Raw genomic sequence first — 21,042 nt, 5'->3', positions numbered from 1 at the left:
CAATTGTCTCGTAATAATCACCCAACATATTTCCGTGTGCCACGCTTGGGGACATAAGATGTCAGCAGTCGCTGCAAAAAAGATCCAGAACATGGACACAGCAACCATGGTTCTTGCAACCATGCGTAGTCGTGGAATATCAGGACTACCCCGCAATTATGAGCTGGTCTATGAGGCACTCAACGCATCCAATCCGCGGTTGACCAAAATGTTTGAGGCACTGGGGCGCACACCCGGACAGGGCGAACTCGACACACTTGGCAAAGAGCATTTTCCCCATCATCACAGAACCGGAGTGGTGGAAGGCGCCCATGACAAGATTTCCGGCGAACTGGAAGGCATGTTGCGACTGCTCAAACAGGAGCAGTCCTCGCTTGAAAGCTATTCGAAATTGCTCGGTGAAACCTACACCCGCATCACCACCAAAAGTGCCTCAAGCGCCGATATTCTCTCCAGTGTCATTGGCATTTTGAGCAACGCCACCGGCGACACCATGGAGAAAGGCAAGGTCGTTGTCGAACATATGGTCGAACGCGCCCGCGAGATGGAACAGGTCAAGCTTGAACTCGATGAGTACAAAAGGATCGCCAATACCGACACGCTGACCCGACTGGCCAACCGCCGGGCTTTCGATGAAGTGCTTTCCGGCATTTACGACGACAAGCGCGACGCCATGTACTTCTCGCTGATCGTCGCGGACATCGATTACTTCAAGAAGTTCAATGACACCTATGGCCACCCGGTTGGCGACCGTGTCCTCGGCGTCGTTGCGGCGATCATGAAAAGCACGCTGCGCAAGGATGTGTTTATCGCTCGTACCGGCGGTGAGGAGTTCGCTGTCGTCCTGCGGGGTACAAGCCTGGAAGTGACCATGGAAATCGCCGAACGGATCCGCAAGGCGGTTGAGTCGACGCCCTTGAAAAATCAGAAAACCGGTGTTGATTACGGCCCGATCACCTTGTCGCTGGGCATGTGCATGGCCACAGAGGCGAAATCTGCCGAAGATCTTTACAACAAGGCTGATCTGGCACTCTACGCGGCTAAGAACACCGGTCGCAACAGGGTTCATCTCTACAATCGTGAACTCGACAACGAATCCAACAAAGCTTGGGCGATCTATAAAAACTGAGGTGCGGGGGTGGCCATTGCTGCCGCCATCCACTGCAGCCCGCGCCGTTTCTTGCCACAATTTCGCCTTGATACTGGACAGGCAACAACGAAGCAGATACCTATTTCCACCCGACGGCCAATGGCTAGTCACTGGACTTGCAGTGGGCGTGACAGAATTTCAACGATAGCTCGGAACCCGATATGAAACGTCTCATTTCCTCTGCATTTCTCGCTCTGTGCCTGATGGCGCCCGGCGCAGCACAGGCTCAGCCTGCTGGACAGACCTCGACGGAATCCAAATCCCTGTTGCAGATTCTGTTCCCGCCATCGAAAAATTACAACAAATTCCGCCGTTCGGACAAATCGCCGATCAAGCGCAAGGTGATCTCTTTCAAGGAGAACCATCCGGAAGGCACGATCATCATCGATACGTCGGATCGTCGGCTTTATCACGTGGTCAAGAAGGGCAAGGCCATGGTCTACGGCATTGGCGTTGGCCGCGACGGCTTCACCTGGCAAGGCCAGAAGAAAATCACCCGCAAGGCCGAATGGCCGGGCTGGACTCCGCCGCAGGTGATGCGTGACCGGGTCAAGCGCCAGGAAGGCCGCGTGCTGCCTGCCTACATGAAGGGTGGACCGGACAACCCGCTCGGCGCTCGCGCCATGTATATCGGCTCAACAATTTACCGTATCCACGGCACCAACCAGCCATGGACCATCGGCAAGGCGATGTCTTCGGGATGCATTCGCATGGCCAATGAGGACGTTGAGCACCTCTACGAACAGGTCAAGGTCGGCACCCGCGTGATCGTGCGCAAATAGACCTGGTCTGATTGGATTTTGAATTGTGAAAAACCGGCCCTCATGGCCGGTTTTTTTTGTCACCACATGCTGGTCTTTGCCCTTTCGGGCCATTCCCTGTCATAACGCTCGCTGTCGAAATCGGCCTTGATTTCCTGCACCAGACGACCCGGCGTCGGCAGCGCCGTCGCATCGGGCCATACATCTGAATCCCAGATTTTCGCTCGCAGCAACGCTCTGGCACACTGGAAATAGATCTCGACGATGCTGATGACTATGGCCGACCGCGGCAGCTTGCCCTCCATGGCAAGGCTTGCCAGCAACTCCGCATCGACCGAGATTTCCGCCCGGCCATTCACCCGCAGCGTGCTGTCGGAGCCCGGAATCAAAAACAGCAGCGCCACCCGGCCATCGCGGACGATGTTGCGCAGCGAATCAATCCGGTTGTTGCCACGGCGGTCAGGCAAGATCAGGGTCCGGTCATCCCTGATTGTCACCACCTGCCCCGGATCGCCGCGCGGCGAACAATCCAGCCCCTCGGGACCGCAGGTGGCAAGCGTGACAAGCGGCGAGGCTTCAACCAGTTGCCGGTAGCCTGCGGTCAGCCGGTCGCTGACCTTGATCATCGAGGCTTCCGAACTTTCTCCGTAAATCGCCTCCAGTTCAGCGATCGACGCAATGATGGTCATGCAAGCCTCCGGTATTTCCCGCTGTCACTGGTGGGAAGCTTATTGATTTTGGCAAGACTGGAAAGCGGCAAATCAACGATGTCGGAGTGGCTGGCGTCAGAGCCTATGAAGTCTGCAACCGCCTGGGTTACCGGCGGCGCCGAAACAATGCGACGATGGCCATAGCCGTTGGCCTTCATTAGACTGACATGCGGGCCCATTCCGGCAATCGCCTCGGCGTTGGAAAAAGCAACTTCCTTGTCATCTTCGGCGTGAATGGCAAGAATGGGAATCCGCAGGTCGTGCAGCATCCGGTCCACCCGAAATTCTGATAGCGGACGTCCGGTGGCCCTGAACACCTGTCGCTCGAATGCTTCCTGCGCAGCCGGTCCAAGCCCCATGAACTTCCCCGCCCAGCGAAACACATCAGCCATGTCCGAAGGCGCGGCGATGGTGATGATACGGTCAGGCGTCCGCTGCGGGACATGCAGGATCGCGCCCGCAGCAGCGGCCATCACCGAGGGGCCGCCAAAGGAGTGGCCGACAAAGGCTTCGAACGGCCCATGCTGCCGCCAGGCCGCGTCAATCGCCTCTACCGCCTTGCCCAGATGCAGCTTCCGTCCGGTCGAGGCGCCGTGACCGGGAAGATCAAGACTGACAACCGTCTTGCCGCGCGCCACCAGCGCTTCGGCCAGTGCGATCATGTGGTCGCTGCGCGAACGGTATCCATGCACTAGCAGCACCCGCCGGCCATCGTCGATACCGGCTTGCGGACGAAACACATGGGTGGCGACAACGGAGCCGGGAATCACCAGCCGGACCGAATCCGCCTCGGCCATGCGCGGTTTGGCGGTGGCGATCGCGCGATGCTCCTTGTCGCCCTGCGGCTTGGCTGGCGGCGTCCGGCAAAACAGCCAGAACGCCAGTTCGCCAGCCTTTTCAGGCGATTGAGCCGCCACAAACCGGAGCGCTGCACGGGTGACCTTTTCAACAAGAGATGCCATAGTGAATTTCCGAATTGGTTCAACTATGAACAGAGTTGTACAACTATGAACAAAAATCAAGGCCTGCCCTGGGACAACCCGCGTTTTCACAACTGGATCGCCGTCGCCCGTGCCTGCCAGGTGATGGGATTGACGCTGGCGCGCGCGCTGCAACCGCTCGACATCAAGCCGCCGCATCTCGACATTCTGGTCAACCTGTTCAGGACGCCGGGGATCTCCCAGCAGGACCTGGCTGACAAACTGCTGGTGGGCCGTTCCAACCTGTCGATGCTCCTGCCGCAACTGGAAAAGCGCGGCCTGCTGGTTCGCCGCGGCGATCCCCAGGACCGGCGCATCCTGCGGCTTGAACTCACGACGGAGGGCACCCGGCTGACCGAGGAAGCCATCGTCATTCAGTCAGCCCTGATCGACCGCACCATGAAATCCTCGACCGCGGAAGAGTGCAATCTTGTTGGCGAGGTGATGATGCGGATGATCGGCGAATTGACCCAGGCAGATGAGATCGACCCGTCTGACGCCCGCGGACATAATCAGCAATCCGCCTAGAACATCAATTCCTGTGTCCGCGACATTCCCTTCTCTGCCAATTCCGCCAGATACTCGGCCCAACGCAGATCTTTCTCGGCGCCCAGTTCGGACAGGAAGGCCCAGGTGAAAATCCCGGTATCGTGACCATCGTCAAAAGCCAGGCGAACGGCGTAATTGCCGACCGGCAACACCTTGGAGATGCACACTTCGCTCTTGCCGCCCACGGTCACCCGCTGTCCGGGCGAATGCCCCTGCACTTCCGCCGAAGGCGAGCGTACACGCAGCAACTCGGCCTCAATCTCGTAGGAACGGGCATCGGTAAAACTGACCACCAGAGTTTTGCGATCCGCAGATACGCGCAGTTCGGTCGGCCATGCCGTCTGATGATCGCCCATCGGCTACCCCTCCTGGTTTCATCGCATAAGATGGCTGATGTAGAGTTGATCTGCCCGGTCCACAAGCAGCAAGCGTGAAAACATCCACCCTGAGCACGCCATGCCCTTGACGGAACCCGGATGGACGACGACATTGAGGTGATAGCAATGAAGGATCATCCGCAATGGAAGACGCCGCAACACCGACCATGATCGACCCGTTTGGCCGGGCTGTGTCCTATCTCCGGGTATCGGTGACCGATCGCTGCGATTTCCGCTGCACCTATTGCATGGCGGAAAATATGACCTTTCTGCCGAAAAAGGATCTTCTGACGCTGGAAGAGCTCGACCGGCTATGCACTGTCTTTGTCGAAAAGGGCGTGCGCCGCATCAGGCTCACCGGCGGCGAACCACTGGTGCGCAAGAACATCATGCAATTTGTCCGCCAGGTCGGACGTCACATCGACGCCGGTCGCATGGATGAACTGACGCTGACTACCAATGGCTCCCAGCTGGCAAAATATTCATCCGAGCTGTTTGACTGCGGCGTGCGCCGCATTAATGTTTCGATGGACACGCTCGATCCGGACAAGTTCCGAAAGATCACCCGGTGGGGCGATCTCGACAAGGTGCTTGCGGGTATCCGCGCCGCACAGGCAGCCGGTCTGAAGATCAAGATCAATGCCGTGGCGCTGAAGAACTTCAACGACACCGAAATTCCGGAAATGCTCAAATGGGCCCATGGCCAGGGCATGGACATGACCGTGATCGAGACCATGCCGATGGGCGAGATCGACGAGGATCGCACCGATCAATACATGCCGCTGTCGCTGTTGCGCAGCAATCTCGAACAGCAAATGACGCTTGAGGATATTCCTTACCAGACCGGCGGACCTGCCCGCTACGTCAGGGTCAAGGAGACCGGCGGCAGGCTTGGTTTCATCACCCCGATGACCCATAATTTCTGCGAAAGCTGCAACCGCGTCCGCCTCACCTGCACCGGCACACTTTACATGTGCCTGGGTCAGAATGACGCCGCCGATCTGCGGGCGCCTCTGCGCGCCTCGGAAGGCAACGAGCTGTTGTCGCAGGCCATCGACGAGGCCATCACCCGCAAGCCCAAGGGGCATGACTTCATCATTGACCGCACAACCCGGCAACCGGCCGTTTCACGCCACATGAGCGTGACCGGCGGCTGAAGTGCCGGCTGGCATAGCCGGAAATCCCGACTTGCTGTGGCGATGGCGTTGCAAATATGGAATGCGAGATGGCGGTGTTGCCATGCCAGATTTCAGGAGCACCCGATGCGTCACATGCTGATTGTCTGCCTTGCTTCCCTGGTTGCCTTCGCCGCCCCAGCCGCTTCTGATTGCGCCACGGAAATAGACACGTTGTTCCGCGGCGGCGCCTGGGACCCGTTCACCAGGGGAAACCGGCACGAAACCACAATCGTCCGCCATACAGATGGAACCGAGACAGCTTCTTCCGACGTTCTCTGGGATGGACCGCTCCGCTCGATCAACTGCACTCCCCATGGCTGTTTCATGGCGATTGGCAACGCGTCCTGGCAGGGGCCCACCTTTGATGGCCCCTGGACCCGGTCCAACGACACCCGCACGGGCGATCCCGAAGATTTCGTCCGCGCCACCAGCGATCGCCTCGCCGCGTCAGTCAGTGAACCCGAATGTCTGGGCGCAACGGAGCTCGACGGGGATAGCGCGAAGCTGTTCCGTTTCTTCTCGAAGCCTGAACCCAACGAATATGGCTCCTGGTGGGGCGGGCGTTATTCGGTCTGGACCGATCCGGAAGGCAAAAGCCTGCTGCGCATCGAGCTCTCCGAAGGCATCGCCAGTTGGGCACCCGAACCATCGAATGATGTACAGGTGACGACCATTGTTTACGATGATGCGATCGAGATCGCAGAGCCCAAATAGGCACCGTCAGGGCTTTTTCGGGCCAACCGCCTGCTGATCGATCAATTTCCGTGATGGATAAGCAACCCGGCGCGGCTGTGTCGCAAACATCAACAATGTTACCGTGACCATCAAGCCAGCGATTCCATGCCGGCCATTTCCGGATACTCCATGGCTCTTACTCCCAATATACGCGGTGCCTTGTTCATGTCCCTGTCGATGGCAGGGTTCACGTTCAATGATTCGATCATCAAGCTTCTGACCAACGATCTCAGCGTCGCGCAGGTGATCTTTCTCCGCGGCCTGATCGCCTCGCTGCTGATCTTCCTGCTGGCCCGGCAACAGCGAGCGCTGCGCCCGCCGCGTGTTCTGCTCAACCGATGGGTTGCGATTCGCATTTTGGGTGAAGTGGGCGGAACAGTGACCTTTCTCATGGGGCTCGCTCAAATCCCGCTCGCCAATGCCTCGGCGATCCTGCAAGCCTTGCCGCTGGCGGTCACCATGGGGGCTGCACTGTTCCTGGCTGAACCTGTTGGCTGGAGGCGGTGGGGCGCCATTCTGGCAGGCTTTGCCGGCGTGATGATCATCGTCCGCCCCGGCGTCGAGGGCTTTTCGCCCTACTCATTGATGATTGTCGGGACCGTGGTTTTCGCTTCGGCCCGAGACATCGCCACCCGCAAGATCCATGCCGGGATCCCGTCCCTCTACCTGTCAACGGTGACGGCGATGGCTGTCACGCTGGCTGGGCTTTTCCTGATCTGGCCTATGGGAGGGTGGAACCCGGTGAGTGCTTCGGAATTTGGCCTGATCAGCCTCGCTGCCTGCCTGGTGCTGATTGGATATCAGTTCATCATCATGTCGATGCGTGAGGGCGAAATCTCCTTTGTCGCACCCTTTCGCTACACCGGTTTCCTATGGGCGGTGCTTCTGGGGATGGTGGTGTTTGGAGAGTTCCCCGACGCCTTCATGATTACAGGCGGTGCCATCGTCATCGGATCCGGACTGTATACGCTCTATCGCGAACGCATCAAAAGCAGCGCCAAACCGGCCAGCCGCGCCGCGCCGCGGCATTCACCGTAACTGGATCTACTTGACGGATGAATCAGCAGACCGGACAACCGAGATATGGACTTGTTTATCGGCCTGGTGCAGTTCATCAGCATCTGCTGTACATCCAAGTTCCGATTGCGCTTCTCTTAGAAGGGCTTCCGCCTCCCACCCAAGCAACAACTGCACATGCGAGCACTCACCCCATATCATATTGCAAAACGGGCACTGATCGAGAACTTCGCTGTCGGGCATGCTGTTCACCACCCATAACACTCAATATTCGGAAATAAAAAAACCCCTAAGGAATAATGGATTCCCTCTAATGATACATGCGTTTCAAAGTATATCTTATTTATTGCCAATGCAACCACCACAACGAACACCCCAAGCTGACACAGGCCGGTTGATGTACGGCCCAACCGATTTCATTTGCATCATCGCGTTCGACAGCACAAAAGACTGCAGATGAACAAGACGATATTCCTCAACCGTTCGACGCCGCCACACATCATCACGCTGGTCGTGATTTCCGGCCTCAGCGCACTCAACATGAACCTTTTTCTGCCGTCGCTGCCCGGCATTGCCACCTATTACAAAGCCGATTACGCGCTGGTACAATTGGCCGTCTCCGGCTACCTCGCCTTTACCGCCCTGCTTCAACTTATCATCGGCCCCTTATCCGATCGTTACGGTCGCCGCCCGGTCATGCTGGTTAGCATCGTGATTTTCCTTGTTGCCACGGCGCTGGTGCCATTTGCGCCCACGGTCGAGAGCTTTCTGGCTGCCCGCATGCTGCAGGCAGGCATTGTCTCGGGCATTGTGCTGTCACGCGCCATCGTGCGCGACATCGTCGGGGCGGAAGAGGCAGCCTCGATGATCGGCTATGTGACGATGGGCATGACCCTGGCGCCGATGATCGGCCCTGCCCTGGGCGGCGTCATGGAGGATCTGTATGGATGGCAGGCCTCTTTCGCACTGCTGTTTGCTTTCGGGGTGGCGACCCTGGTTTTGACTTTTGCCGATATGGGTGAAACCAACCTCACCCGGTCTTCCAGCATGCTCAAGCAATTTGGCGCCTATCCCGAACTTTTCCGATCGCGCCGGTTCTGGGGCTACACGCTCACCGCCACATTCGCTTCTGGTTCATTTTTCTCGTTCCTCGGCGGCGGGCCTTTTGTTTCGACGGCTATTCTCGGCATGAAACCCACGGAACTGGGCTTCTACTTCGTCTTCATTGCCCTGGGCTACATGTGTGGAAATTTCATCTCCGGCCGGTTTGCCCGTCGGATGGGCATCAACCGCATGATGGTGACGGGCTGCATCCTCGCCACCTTCGGCATGACGCTTTCGCTGCTGCTCTTCCTCGGCGGCGTCTGGCATGCGCTGTCGTTTTTTGGTCCGATCTTCTTCGTTGGTCTGGGCAACGGAATCACCCTGCCCAGCGCAAACGCCGGCATCGTCAGTGTCCGCCCCCACTTGGCTGGGTCGGCCTCGGGCCTCGGCGGCGCAATGATGATCGGTGGTGGCGCAGGCTTGTCTGCATTGGCCGGGGCAATATTGTCGGTCGAAACCGGCCCCTACCCGCTGATCATCGTCATGCTGATTTCATCCATCTTCAGTGTTTTTGCCACACTCTATGTCCTCCGCATCGAACGTGGCCTGGCAGATGAAGCCCGCCTCGCCTAAGCCAACTGAGGCCACAGGCATCGTTGGCTGCAGCGTGCGCCAGCCCTCTCCTCGGCACGTCAGCAGCTTGGCGTTGATTTTCCCCGGCTTACCTTGTTTGATGTTGCGTAAGCTGGATTTTCTGTTGCAATCCCCGACAAAACAGTGGGAGTATTCGCTCCAGCGCGGACAACATCATCCGCGACCCGACGGAAAGCGACGGCAACAAGTCGCAATCCTGCCAATAGAGAGGACACCTATGCGTATTTCCAAGCGTTTCACCCTTGCAGTCTCGGCTGTCGCACTTGCCTTGACGATGGGCGCACCCGCCCAAGCCGCCAGCCATGGCGGCATGAAGAAGATCATCATCGGCACAGAGGGCGCTTACCCGCCCTTCAACAATCTTGAATCCGATGGCAGCCTTGTCGGCTTCGACATCGACATCGCCAAGGCGCTTTGCGATGAAATGAAGGTCGAGTGCGAATTCGTCACCCAGGATTGGGACGGCATCATTCCAGCACTTCTGGCCGGCAAATTTGACGCCATCATCGCGTCGATGTCGATCACTGAAGAGCGCAAGGAGAAGGTCGACTTCACCGACAAGTACTACAACACCGGGCCGGCTATCGCCGTACCGAAGGACAGCAAGATCACCGACGCAACCGATGCCGGACTTGCCGGCAAGGTGATCGGTGCGCAGTCCTCGACCACCCACTCCAACTTTGCGGAAGCCAAGTTTCCGTCTGCCGAACTCAAGCTTTATCCAACGCCAGACGAATACAAGCTCGACATTGCATCGGGTCGCGTCGATGCAGTCATTGACGACGTGATCGTGCTTTCCGATTGGCTCAAGACCGAAGACGGCCAGAACTGCTGCAAGTTGCTTGCCGCCCTGACACCGGATCCGGTGATCAACGGCGAAGGCGCCGGCATCGCCATCCGCAAGGGCGAAACCGAACTGCGCGACATGTTCAACACCGCCATCGCCGCGATCCGCGAAAACGGAACCTACAAGACCATCAACGACAAGTATTTTGACGTTGATGTCTATGGCGACTAAGCCGGACGTGAGCAAATAAGACCAAATCGGAAACGGCGGGCGATGTTTCGTCCGCCGTTTTTATGAGAAGACCGGACAACCGGCCATCAGCAGGGGACAGCATGGAATCAACGGCATCGCTGGGCGGGCAGCTTTACGCACTCGTATCCCTGCTTGATCCGTTTTGCGGACCGGTGGGTTTTCTCAACCTGCTTCCTGAAAATTCGCTTCTGTCCTGCGGCGATACCGGCTGGGGCGACGAGGTTGCTCGGGGCTTCTTTGTTACCATTACACTGGCTGTGTGCACGCTTCCGATCGGGTTGCTGATCGGCCTGTTTCTCGCGCTGGCTCAGCAAACCGAGGTTCGCTCACTCAGGATCGCCGCCAATATCTACACCACCATCTTTCGCGGCCTGCCCGAGCTACTGACCATCTTCATGATCTATTTCGGGCTGCAGATTGCGGTCCGGGAACTTGCTCTGGCACTGGGATTTGAACGCGGCTTTGACATCAACTCCTTCGTTGCCGGTACCGTGGCGCTGTCGTTGGTGTTTTCCGCATACGCCTGCGAGGTGCTGTCATCGGCGTTCAAGGCGATCCCCAAAGGCCAGTATGAGGCCGGCTACGCCCTTGGCCTGCGTCCGGGCAAAACCTTGCGGCTGATCGTCCTGCCGCAACTTGTCCGCATCGCGCTTCCGGGTTTGGGCAATCTCTGGATGATCCTGATCAAGGACACCGCACTGATCTCGGTCATTGGGCTCGGCGACACCCTGCGCCAGACAGGAATTGCCGCCAAGGTGACCAAGGAGGCATTCTTCTTTTACGGCATAGCCTGCCTGCTGTTCCTGGCCCTGGCAATGGTATCCTCGATCGTGTTCTCGAAAATCGAGACACGCGTACGCCGTTCGGGAGTGAACCGATGAGCGCGGTCAAGGAACTCATCGAGCCGCAGCCGGCGCCGCCGGTTCCGGCATTTCTGTGGAGCCGCATGCGAATTCTCGGCGCAACCTTGCTGGGCATCTGGGTGGTGGCCGGCATCGCCCTGGTGGCGTGGCTGGTCGATGCCTGGGATATCGACAAGGTGATGACCTACGGTCCGAAATTCCTTTCGGGCCTTGGCACCACGCTGACTCTTGTGGGAATTTCGATCACGCTGGGAGCGCTGTTGTCGGTCCCCATCGCGATTGGCCGCATGTCATCGAGCCGCATCCTGTCCTCGATTGCTTACGGCTATGTCTATTTCTTCCGCGGCACGCCACTGATCGCGCAACTGTTCCTGATCTATTACGGTTTTGGCACCTTCCGCGACCAGATGGAGGCCTTGGGCCTGTGGGTGTTTTTCCGCGACGCCTGGAACTGCGCCCTGTTCGCCTTCACACTGAACACCGCCGCCTATCAGGCCGAAATTCTGCGTGGCGCCATCGAAAGCGTTTCCCGCGGCCAGCATGAAGGCGCCGCAGCCCTGGGCCTGACAAAATTCCAGACCTTCCACCTCATCATTCTGCCGCAGGCGATGATCGTGGCGCTGCGCCCCTATGGCAACGAGATCATCCTGATGATCAAGGGATCGGCGATTGTCGCGATTGTCACGGTGTTTGACCTGATGGGCGAAACCCGGCGGGCCTATTCCCGCACCTTTGATTTCCAGACCTATATCTGGGCGGCGGTGTTCTATCTTGTCATTGTCGAGGCCCTGCGCAACATCTGGGCAAAACTGGAGCAGCGGCTCACGCGCCACCTCAAGCGATAATCGCCGCTTGCCGCACCCGCACCTTTCTGTAAAAGGAGCGCGAAACCAGATTTGGAGGCTGCAATGGCCAAGACCGACGACGATGCACTGGCAGAAGCCTATAACCGCGCTCTGGCGCTGGAAAAATCCGGCGATTTCGACCTCGCCGCAACGGCCTATGCCGAAGTGCTGGCTCTCGACCCCGAGGATCACGGCGGCGCTGCGGTGCGGCTTGCCTCGATGAAGCGCGGCGATGTTCCCCTGCGCGCGCCGGAGGCCTATGTGGCAACCTTGTTTGACCAACATGCCGAAGTGTTTGACAAGGTACTGGTCGAAGACCTGGGGTACCATGTGCCGATGCTGCTCAGGCAACGCCTGACCGAGCTTGGCGAAACCAGTTTTGAACGCTTGCTGGATCTGGGCTGCGGTACGGGCCTCACCGGCGGCGCGCTGGAAGACATGGTCGACGATGCCACAGGCCTTGATCTGGCCGAGAACATGGTCGAGATCGCCCACGAAAAAGGCCTCTACGACACGCTCTACGTTGCCGACGCCGTCGATTATCTCGAAGACAATGACGACGACACCTTCGATCTTGTCGCCGCAACCGATGTGCTGCCCTATCTGGGCGAACTCGAACCGCTATTTGTCGCCGTGGCAAAAAATGTCCTGTCCGGCGCGCTGTTCTGCTTTTCCAGCGAAACCCTGCCCGATGAAGACTTCCAGGGCCGTCCCTACACCGTGGGCGGCTTCCAGCGCTTCGCCCATACAGAGGCTTATGTGCGTCAAGCGCTCGACGCAGCCGGCTTTGACTGTCTGGAAGCCGGGGACATCGTCGTCCGCCATGAACAGGGCCTGCCGATTGCCGGGCATCTGTTTATTGCGCGCAAGAGATAGGTGAACATGCCGCCACGGTATCTGCGGTATCTATTTCGCTTGCCCGGAGATGGATGCAGGCATAGCATCCGCGCATGATTTCAATTGTTTCACTTGGCGGCCGTGCGATCGGCGCGGTCTATGGCAAGACACAGGGCTGGTGGCCACCCCCCGGCCTGTGAGCGCCTTTGCGATCGATCCTAGGTTATCAAACCTTGGTGATCGAACCTGCCCACCTGAAACACATTGGATTTCCCATGATGATGACTGACCTTTCGGTCCGTGCCGACACGCTTGTCGTGACCTGGACGGACGGCACCTCGACCAAATACCCAACCATCTGGCTGCGCGACAACTGCCCTTCCGGGCTGCACCCGCAAACCCAAGAGCGGATCCTGGATCTGCTCATCCTGGAGGATGCGCCGGCGCTCGACACGGCGCGGCTTGACGGTGACACCGCCGAACTGACTTACGCAGACGGACATGTCAGCCGCATGCCCATGTCTCTCCTGACCGCTCACCGCCCCGGCCAGCCTGAATCTGATCCCGGCGCTCTTGCGGCACGCATCTGGCGGGGAGATCTCGGCGCAACCGGCATCCCACGCCACAAGGCGGCCCAGATCGGTGTGGATGACGCTGCACTCACATCCTGGATGCACGACACTGCCAGCTTGGGCCTCACGATTGTCGAGCATCTGGAGGACCGGGTTGGCGCCGGCGTTGATATCGCCGAACGGATCGGCTTTTTGCGGCAGACCAATTTCGGCACCACCTTTGAAGTCGTCAACAAGCCCGACCTGAACAATCTGGCCTATACTTCCGTCGCCCTGCCGCTGCGCACGGATCTGCCCAACCAGGAGGTGCCGCCCGGCTATCAGTTCCTGCATTGCCTGGCCAATGAGGCGACCGGCGGCGGGTCGATATTTGCCGACGGCTTTGCCATGGCCGAGGATCTTCGCAATGAGGACCCCGACGCCTTCCGTCTGCTCTGCGAGGTGCCGATCCCGTTCCGCTTTCATGATGGCGAGGCCGATATCAGGGTGCACGAGCCGGTGATCACGCTGGACGCCAGCGGAGCGGTGATCGAGATCCGCTTCAATGCCCATCTGGCAGCAATTTTCGACATGAACCCGGAGATCATGCCGAGCTATTACCCCGCCTACCGTGCCTATATGGCCAGGACGCGGGATCCGAAATACCGCCTGACGCTGAAGCTGAAAGCTGGCGAGATGGTGGTATTTGACAATCGCCGGGTGCTGCATGGCCGCGATGCCTTTGATCCGTCGACCGGATACCGGCATCTGCACGGCTGCTATGTCGACCGCGGCGAATTCTCCTCCCGCCTGCGCCAACTGGCACGCCGGACAACCGCCGCAAACGCTGCGTAACCGGCCAGCCTGAGCCGCACCAGATGTGCGGTTCAGGCCCGCTTGATCTCGTTGGGAATGTAGCCGCCTGTCTGCCGTTTCCACAGCCGGGCATAAAGCCCGTCGCGTTCCAGCAGCTCAGCCGGCGGTCCCTGTTCAATGATCCGTCCCTCGTCCAGCACGACGATCCGATCCATGCTGACAATGGTCGAGAGCCGGTGGGCAATGGCGATCACCGTCTTGCCCTCCATCAACAACGCCAGCTTGTCCTGAACCGCTGCCTCCGCCTCGCTATCGAGTGCCGAGGTGGCCTCATCTAGCACCAGGATAGGAGCATCTTTGAGCAACACACGCGCGATGGCCACGCGCTGGCGCTGTCCGCCGGAGAGCTTGACCCCACGGTCGCCGACAAATGCGTCATAGCCGGTCCGGCCCTCCATATCGCTCAGCCCGGCGATGAACCCTTCCGCTTCGGCGAGTGCAGCGGCGCGCCTGATCTCCTCCTGCGAAGCTTCGGGCCGTCCATAGCGAATATTGTCGCCGACCGATCGATGCAACAGCGAGACATCCTGCGTCACCACGCCGATATGGTCGCGCAGGCTCTCCTGGGTCACATCACTTATATCCTGGCCATCAATCAGGATGGCGCCGTCCTGGACGTCGAAGAAGCGCAGCAGCAGACTGACCAGGGTGGATTTGCCGGCACCGGAGAGCCCGACCAGACCGACTTTTTCGCCAGGCTCTATCGACAGCGACAAGTCGCCGATCACCTGTTGGTCCTGCCGGTACTCAAACCCCACATTCCTGAACTCGACATGACCCTTGCTCACTTTGAGCGGCCGCGCACCCGCCGCATTGGTGATCGTCGGCGGTGTGGTGATGACCGGCATGGCGTCGCGAATTGTGCCCAAAGCCTGGAAGACCTGCTGGCACATCTCCAGAAAAGCGCGGGAACTCCCAGTCAGCCTCAGGACGATGGCGATCGATGCCGCAAATTCGCCGATCGTGACGAAGCCGGAGACAAGTCCCCACACGCCAATGGCGACATTTGCCAGCAACAGAAGCACGTTGAGCAACACTACGGTGATGTCGGTTGTCAGATGAACCCGGCGTTCCAATTGCTGGGTGTGGATGGATTCGCCAATCACCTTGCGCATCAGGCCCGCCTCACTGTCCTCGGCGGCAAACAACTTGACCATCTGGATATTGGCGTAGAGGTCGGTCATCGCTCCGACGACCATGCTGCGGGCGCGCGCCGTGTGACGGGAGCGCGCAGCAAAATGCGGCACGGCAACCACCGAAACAACGACGTTGGCTGCGATCCAGACAACCACAGGAACCGCCAGCGGCCATGAAAGTGTGGCGAGCAGCACCAGCGAGCCGACAAACTTCATGGCAATATAGGGGACGTGGTAGAAGGCGACGACGATCTGCTGCTGCACGGCGGAAGCGACCTGCCCAATGCGCGAAGCCACCTGGCCTGCGAACATGTCGTGGAAGAAGGAGAGGTCTTGCCGCTCCACCGCCTTGTGGCCCTGCCACGCCATCGCCGTCGGCATGCTGACTGCCACCACCAGCGAATTGATGGTGTTGGCGAGAAAGATCAGAACCGGCATCAGCGGAAACACCAGAAGTCCAAGAGCCATCAGGACCGGCCATTCCTCTTGAAGGAAGACCGCTGCGCCCTTTGTATCAATCCCGTCAACGACAAAGGAAACTCCCCAGATCGTCGCCAGGTTGATCGACTCGATTGCAACCATCAGGATGGTCACGGTCAGGAGTACGCCGCGGAAAAGCCGCACAAAATGCATGACCAACGCGAATGGCCCATCTGTCGGCAATGGCGTGCAGGGAATGTCCAGCGGACGGACCATCGTTTCGAAGGGTCGAAAAACGAAATCTGACAACGACATGGCGGTTCTCTTGAGGCCCGTTGGAACCGCCGGGATTAAAGCACACAATGACGTGCATGTTGTAATTGCAATACGTGCGGCTGCATACGGCACGGCCCTGTCCGCCCGCATCCGTCCTCTGACCTGTTCAGTCCTGACCAACAAAAACCCGCCAGATGCGGTCTGCAGCTGGCGGGTCGGGTTTGTCTGCTCCGAAGTGGACCGGCCTTACATCAGCTTGAACACCGTCGCATCCGGTCCGCAGCGCAGGCCGACATCAAGGGTTGCGATGGCGCTCATCTCGTCGTCGGTGAGCGTGAAATCGAACACATCGAGGTTTTCCGCCTGGCGGCCGGGATTGACCGAGCGCGTGATCACCGCGTGGCCGAGCTGGACATGCCAGCGCAGCACAACTTGCGCCGGACTCTTGCCGGTGCGCGCGGCGGCAGCCTTGATCGGCTCGGCGTCAAACGACTTGCCATTGCCCAGAGGCGTCCAGGCCTGGGGAACGATCTTGTGCGCATCACAGGCCGCACGCAGCTCCGGCTGCTGCAGCTGCGGATTGATCTCGATCTGGTTGAGCACCGGCGCTTCACCGGTGGCCTCAACGATCCGCTCCAGATGATCGACGTTGAAGTTCGACACGCCGATCGAGCGCATCAGACCTTCATCGCGCATCTCGATCAAGGCCTCCCAGGTCTCGACATAGAGGTTCTGGCTCGGCACCGGCCAGTGGATCAGCACCAGATCAAGCTGATCGACGCCGATGTTCTTCAGGCTGCGCTCGACCGAGGCACGCGCCGTGTCGCGACCATGCGAGTTGTTCCACACCTTGGTGGTGACAAACACCTCCTCGCGCGGCACATCCGAGCGCTTCAGTCCCTCGCCCAGCCCGGTCTCATTGCCGTAAATGAAGGCGCCGTCGATCAGCCGGTAGCCGAGGCTCAGCGCGCTTTGAACGGCTGCAGCGGTTTCGTCCTGCGGGATCTGCCAGATGCCGAATCCAAGCTGCGGGATGGAATATCCGTCATGAAAAGGGATTGAGTTCATTTTTGTCATTGGTCATCTCGCTGTCATGCATCCTGGCCTCTCCAAGCTACGCCAGCCGACCGGCTTCGCTTGCGGCAACATTCTTATAGCCATGAAGGCACCCACCCTCAATGGCGACCCTGGCTTGGTGTCGCCCGGTCATGCCAAAGAGCTCGCACCGCCGCTGCTCCCCGCAACGATCTAGGGCGGTTTCATGTTTGACCGCAGCAAGATGCGAACACCGTCTCAATCTAAAGCCCTATATGTCTGCATTTGCACTTGCGCCATCTTGTGTTGAGCTTGATTTTCCAGTTCCCGGCAAGTTCTCGATACAGGTAACGCGAGAGTGACGGGGCAAGATCATGGGTATATTTCGCGCAATCATTGACGCCATCCAGAACCACCCTTTTCAGAGCGCCTTCCTGCTCTTCGCCATAGTGTGGTTACTGGGTGTGAGAGCCTACAACATACTCACCCTCGAAAAGGGATATTCGCGGATCGCCGGACTGCTCGAATCGGTTGAGGATTTGAAGAACGGAACAACCGCATACGAACTCTATGAAGCCAAATATTTCGCTTCAATGAGCGCTGAAGTCTATCGCCTGCCCCACAAGGGCGACGCCAAGACTGAACAATCGACCTGCGATCTGGGTGCGATCCTTTCCGACTGGAAGCTTCTGCCACCCTCTGACACAGACCCGACCAAACCGGACGACAATGCGCGCGACCAGGCTGGATGGGATGGCCCGTTGGTCTATGGGATCTGGTATCGTCCCGCCGGCATTGGCAAACTCCAGATCGCCCTTGTGTTCCGGGGCACGCATACGATTGGCGATTGGTGGAGCAATGTCCGCTGGTTCACCAGGTATTTCAGCTCCGGCTGGGACCAGTATGACCTCACACGCACCGTAACAAATCACGTCGTGAACAATGTCATGATCGAACATCCCGAATTGCAGGAACTTGGAGAACCCGAATTCATTGCCGCCGGGCATTCACTTGGCGGCGGACTGGCGCAACAGGCAGGCTACGCCAGCGAACACATCAAACGCGTCTATTCCTTCAACGGGTCCAGCGTCACCGGGTATTATGATGTCCTGAATCGCGACAAGAACAAGATGGGCATGCGGATCTACCGAATCAGCGAACGGGGCGAAATTCTTGCCTTGCTGCGGTCCTTCATGAAGATGATCTTTCCGGTGCTGGAGAAAAATCCGAAAATTGTGGAAGCAACCTACAACTTCGGCACCCGCGGGCTGGTGACCCAGCACAGCATTGACGATCTAGCCTGCGCCCTAGGCAATCAGTAACAAGCAGCGCCTGGCAGCGGCCGGCGGAAGCGCGAGCTGACTTGAAACCTGGCTTCGCAAGGCGATCAAGACAGGCAAGACCTACAGCTATTGATCTGGCTCCGAAAGCTCGAACAGACCTGGCAGATGGCCGTTTCTCAAGGCCGCCGCCGGAGCACCTGCTGGACCAGCCGTCTCATCCCGGGCTCAGGCTCCACACGCCTTCCGGATCAGCTACATCGGTCGCCGGGATCTCGATCGACTTAACATCGGCCCAAAGTGGCGCGAAATCACTGTAGTGGCCTGAGAACACATTGCCCGACTGGCCCGTGGTCTGGATATAGGTGGCGCGGTCGAGATCGGCCATATCGAAGATGCCGCGATAGCTTGCCGCATTGGTATTGGCATAGGGATCTTCGTCATCCTGGATCTGGGTGCGGCCACGATCCAACGTGAACGGCCCGCCGCCGCTTTCGACTTCGACATTGAAGAAGCCCCTGAGTGCGGCGACTTCGCCAAACGGGCGATGCGCGCCCTTGGCAAAATGCGCCGAACCCCAGCGCCAGCTGCCGGGCGCCTCGCCATAGCGGGTCGACAGGTCTGCGACAGCCGCGACAAAGGCCTGCGTGACGATCTGGTCGCAGCTTTCCTCGGAATCGGTGGTTTTGACGTCGCACCAGTTGCGCGCGGTTTTGCCATCAAGCAGGTGCTCCAGCACCCGTCCGCGCAGTTTGAACCAGTCCTTGAACAGGAAGCCGAGATCGTCCTCAAAGCTCAATTTCATCATCTGGCGCACCCAGGCGATGAACAGCAAGGGTTCCATATTGTCGCGCGCCATCTCGCCGTCCCAGGCAGCAATCTGCGCAACCAGCACCTGATCGGCATCTGTCAGGCTCTCGCCCTCCAACGCCTTGAGCATGCGTGGCTTGAGATCCGCAAAAGTCGGCGAAAACACATCCGCCTGCATCTGCTGCGACATCGCTGCTGTGTGTTTGCCCTCAAATCCGTTGATCAGCGTTTCGATGCGGTTCTGCCGGTAGGGTTCTTCCCAGTCGAATGTCAGATGCACCGGATAATCCGGACCAACAATCTTGGTGTTGGCGGTGGCAATCAACCCGCTGTCGGGATTGGTCTGCTGTGGCAGATCCTTGTAGGGTACATAGCCGCGCCAGTCGTAAATCGCGTTCCAGCCGGGCGCCGGCGCGCGGCCCATCAGCCGGTTGGCCGGATCGCGCTGCGGCACCCGTCCGGCAGCGACAAAACCGATATTGCCAGACCTGTCGGCCACCACCATCGACTGCATCGGCGTTAGAAAAGCTTCAAACCCGGTCTGGAAATCCTCCACAGTGCGCATGTCGAACAACTGCGTGCCGGCCATCGCCGTGGTGTCATCATGGGCCAGCGCCACCCATTGCAGCGCCGCAACAGTGTTTTCCGGCAAGAGCTTGTCAAAATGCTTGTAGCTCGCCGGAAACACCGGGCCATGCCGGGTCCAGCGGCGGGTAAAACTCTGATCCTCGCCGCCACGAACCTTGATAATTTCCTCTTGGCTGCCGAACAACGCCCAGCCTGTCGGCGTCAGATATTGATCCGGGTTGTCGGGATTGATCCGTTCGACAAATACGTCCTGTGCGTCGGTGGCGGTGTTGGTAAATCCCCAGGCAATGTCATTGCCGCGGCCTAAAAGCACAAACGGCGTTCCCGGCAGCGACGGGCCGATCAGATGTCGCGGCTCGTCAAACTCTTCGGTCACCTCGAGATGGGCCAGATACCAGACCGACGGCGCCATCAGGCTCAGATGCGGATCATTGGCCAGAACCGGCAGGCTGGATTGGGTGCGGTCACCTGAAATCACCCAATTATTGGAGGCGCCGGTGGACAGCATGCCGTTGATGCCGGCAAAGGCGTCAGAAGCATTGGCCGTTGTCACAGTCTCGCCGATCGGCTTTGTATCAAGCCCGAGCAGTGCACTCAGATCAGGCATCGGCGGCGGGGTGTCGGTATCCTGATAGGGCAGAAGATCCCGCACTTCAGCGTCGCTCAGCCCGATCCGGCGAAACCCGAGCCGCAGCGCCTCTTCACCGAGATTTTCCGCCAGCGAAATCGACATCATCTTGATGGCGGTCAGGCTGTCGACGGCTCTCCAGGGTTCGGGCCTGTAACCGAGGATCAGATATTCCGGCGGTAATCTGGACGAAAACACCTGTGGCGTGCGCTCCATCCAGGCATTGACGCCACGCGCATAGCCTTCAAGCATCGCCAGTGTGTCCGTGTCCATCACCCGCATCGAGGCTTCCGCCGCTTCGTGAATACCCATCGTCCGAAGCCAGATATCGGTGGTGACAGTGGCCTCGCCAAACATCTCCGACAACCGCCCCTGCCCGGCCATGCGGCTGACTTCCATCTGCCACAGGCGGTCCTGCGCATGGGCAAAACCAAGCCCGGCGGCAACATCGGCACGGGTCTTGGCCTTGATGTGCGGTACGCCGTTTGTGTCCCGCGTGATGCTCACCTCCGCGCCCAGTCCGGTAATCTGCATCGCCCCGTCAACTGGTGCTTGCGAGCGCGACGCCCACAGCATTGCTGCGCCCGCAGCCATCACAACCAGAGGGATAAGCAGAAGAATGAACTTGATAAGCCCTTTGACGATGCGCATCATTGGTTTATGTCCCTCCCAGGAGCTGACGGGTTGCTTTACGTAACTTGCA

At 58.9% G+C, this 21,042-nt stretch carries 19 protein-coding genes; 13 read left to right on the top strand and 6 right to left on the bottom strand.

The window, feature by feature from the left end; genetic code table 11:
• Positions 1–58 precede the first annotated feature (58 nt).
• Both IMCC20628_RS07160 and IMCC20628_RS07155 read left to right on the top strand, forming a co-directional pair.
• Positions 59–1,129, top strand: coding sequence for a GGDEF domain-containing protein (locus tag IMCC20628_RS07160; protein WP_047029652.1), 1,071 nt, complete (start codon positions 59–61; stop codon positions 1,127–1,129).
• Between the two features lie 182 nt (positions 1,130–1,311).
• Entirely contained in the window at positions 1,312–1,932 is a 621-nt protein-coding gene (locus IMCC20628_RS07155; RefSeq protein WP_047029651.1) for a L,D-transpeptidase, read from the top strand.
• A gap of 59 nt (positions 1,933–1,991) precedes the next feature.
• On the opposite strand, the gene IMCC20628_RS07150 is transcribed toward IMCC20628_RS07155, so the two are convergent.
• Positions 1,992–2,600 carry a pyridoxamine 5'-phosphate oxidase family protein gene (locus IMCC20628_RS07150; protein WP_047029650.1) on the bottom strand — a complete coding sequence of 203 codons (609 nt, stop codon included), beginning with the start codon at positions 2,598–2,600 and terminating at the stop codon, positions 1,992–1,994.
• Entirely contained in the window at positions 2,597–3,583 is a 987-nt protein-coding gene (locus IMCC20628_RS07145) for an alpha/beta fold hydrolase (protein ID WP_047029649.1), read from the bottom strand. The genes IMCC20628_RS07150 and IMCC20628_RS07145 overlap by 4 nt, the downstream gene beginning before the upstream one ends.
• 45 nt (positions 3,584–3,628) lie before the next feature.
• On the opposite strand from IMCC20628_RS07145, the gene IMCC20628_RS07140 reads away from it, so the two are divergent.
• Complete coding sequence (locus IMCC20628_RS07140; RefSeq protein WP_047029648.1) at positions 3,629–4,129, top strand: MarR family transcriptional regulator; 501 nt, start codon at positions 3,629–3,631, stop codon at positions 4,127–4,129.
• Here the strand turns inward: IMCC20628_RS07140 and IMCC20628_RS07135 are convergent.
• Positions 4,126–4,506 (bottom strand): DUF971 domain-containing protein, encoded by a 381-nt coding sequence (locus tag IMCC20628_RS07135; protein WP_047029647.1) that lies wholly within the window; start codon positions 4,504–4,506, stop codon positions 4,126–4,128. The genes IMCC20628_RS07140 and IMCC20628_RS07135 overlap by 4 nt on opposite strands.
• A gap of 164 nt (positions 4,507–4,670) precedes the next feature.
• Between IMCC20628_RS07135 and moaA the strand changes: the two genes are divergently transcribed.
• The 9 genes from moaA (at position 4,671) to IMCC20628_RS07090 (ending at position 14,145) form a co-directional block, all read left to right on the top strand.
• Positions 4,671–5,684, top strand: a complete 1,014-nt coding sequence (gene moaA / locus IMCC20628_RS07130; RefSeq protein WP_082128046.1) for a GTP 3',8-cyclase MoaA — start codon at positions 4,671–4,673, stop codon at positions 5,682–5,684.
• Positions 5,685–5,789: 105 nt separating this feature from the next.
• On the top strand, positions 5,790–6,419 hold the full coding sequence (locus tag IMCC20628_RS07125) for a hypothetical protein (protein WP_047029646.1): 630 nt from the start codon (positions 5,790–5,792) through the stop codon (positions 6,417–6,419).
• A gap of 150 nt (positions 6,420–6,569) precedes the next feature.
• Positions 6,570–7,478 (top strand): DMT family transporter, encoded by a 909-nt coding sequence (locus IMCC20628_RS07120; protein WP_047029645.1) that lies wholly within the window; start codon positions 6,570–6,572, stop codon positions 7,476–7,478.
• Positions 7,479–7,913: 435 nt separating this feature from the next.
• Positions 7,914–9,134 carry a multidrug effflux MFS transporter gene (locus IMCC20628_RS07115; RefSeq protein ID WP_047029644.1) on the top strand — a complete coding sequence of 407 codons (1,221 nt, stop codon included), beginning with the start codon at positions 7,914–7,916 and terminating at the stop codon, positions 9,132–9,134.
• 295 nt (positions 9,135–9,429) lie between these two features.
• Positions 9,430–10,173 (top strand): ABC transporter substrate-binding protein, encoded by a 744-nt coding sequence (locus IMCC20628_RS07110; protein WP_245307936.1) that lies wholly within the window; start codon positions 9,430–9,432, stop codon positions 10,171–10,173.
• Between the two features lie 101 nt (positions 10,174–10,274).
• On the top strand, positions 10,275–11,075 hold the full coding sequence (locus IMCC20628_RS07105; RefSeq protein ID WP_047029642.1) for an ABC transporter permease: 801 nt from the start codon (positions 10,275–10,277) through the stop codon (positions 11,073–11,075).
• The gene (locus IMCC20628_RS07100) at positions 11,072–11,902 is read left to right on the top strand and encodes an ABC transporter permease (protein ID WP_047029641.1); all 831 of its coding nucleotides are present in this window, start codon (positions 11,072–11,074) and stop codon (positions 11,900–11,902) included. Before IMCC20628_RS07105 ends, IMCC20628_RS07100 begins: the two co-directional genes overlap by 4 nt.
• Positions 11,903–11,965: 63 nt before the next feature.
• Complete coding sequence (locus tag IMCC20628_RS07095; RefSeq protein ID WP_047029640.1) at positions 11,966–12,778, top strand: methyltransferase domain-containing protein; 813 nt, start codon at positions 11,966–11,968, stop codon at positions 12,776–12,778.
• Between the two features lie 236 nt (positions 12,779–13,014).
• Complete coding sequence (locus tag IMCC20628_RS07090; protein ID WP_047029639.1) at positions 13,015–14,145, top strand: TauD/TfdA family dioxygenase; 1,131 nt, start codon at positions 13,015–13,017, stop codon at positions 14,143–14,145.
• Between the two features lie 32 nt (positions 14,146–14,177).
• Here the strand turns inward: IMCC20628_RS07090 and IMCC20628_RS07085 are convergent, their stop codons facing one another.
• Positions 14,178–16,037: an ABC transporter ATP-binding protein gene (locus tag IMCC20628_RS07085; RefSeq protein WP_047029638.1), complete on the bottom strand. Its 1,860-nt coding sequence runs from the start codon at positions 16,035–16,037 to the stop codon at positions 14,178–14,180.
• A 207-nt stretch (positions 16,038–16,244) separates the two neighbouring features.
• Entirely contained in the window at positions 16,245–17,066 is an 822-nt protein-coding gene (locus IMCC20628_RS07080) for an aldo/keto reductase (protein WP_245307891.1), read from the bottom strand.
• 341 nt (positions 17,067–17,407) lie between these two features.
• Here IMCC20628_RS07080 and IMCC20628_RS07075 point away from each other — a divergent pair, with 341 nt between their 5' ends.
• On the top strand, positions 17,408–18,355 hold the full coding sequence (locus IMCC20628_RS07075) for a DUF6792 domain-containing protein (protein ID WP_047029636.1): 948 nt from the start codon (positions 17,408–17,410) through the stop codon (positions 18,353–18,355).
• Positions 18,356–18,530: 175 nt separating this feature from the next.
• Here the strand turns inward: IMCC20628_RS07075 and IMCC20628_RS07070 are convergent, their stop codons facing one another.
• Positions 18,531–20,993, bottom strand: a complete 2,463-nt coding sequence (locus tag IMCC20628_RS07070) for a penicillin acylase family protein (RefSeq protein ID WP_052766333.1) — start codon at positions 20,991–20,993, stop codon at positions 18,531–18,533.
• Positions 20,994–21,042 lie beyond the last annotated feature (49 nt).

The organism is Hoeflea sp. IMCC20628 (assembly GCF_001011155.1).
GTDB lineage: Bacteria > Pseudomonadota > Alphaproteobacteria > Rhizobiales > Rhizobiaceae > Hoeflea.
The sequence above is the reverse complement of the archived record's forward strand: the minus strand, read 5'-3'. Positions and strand labels throughout refer to the sequence as shown.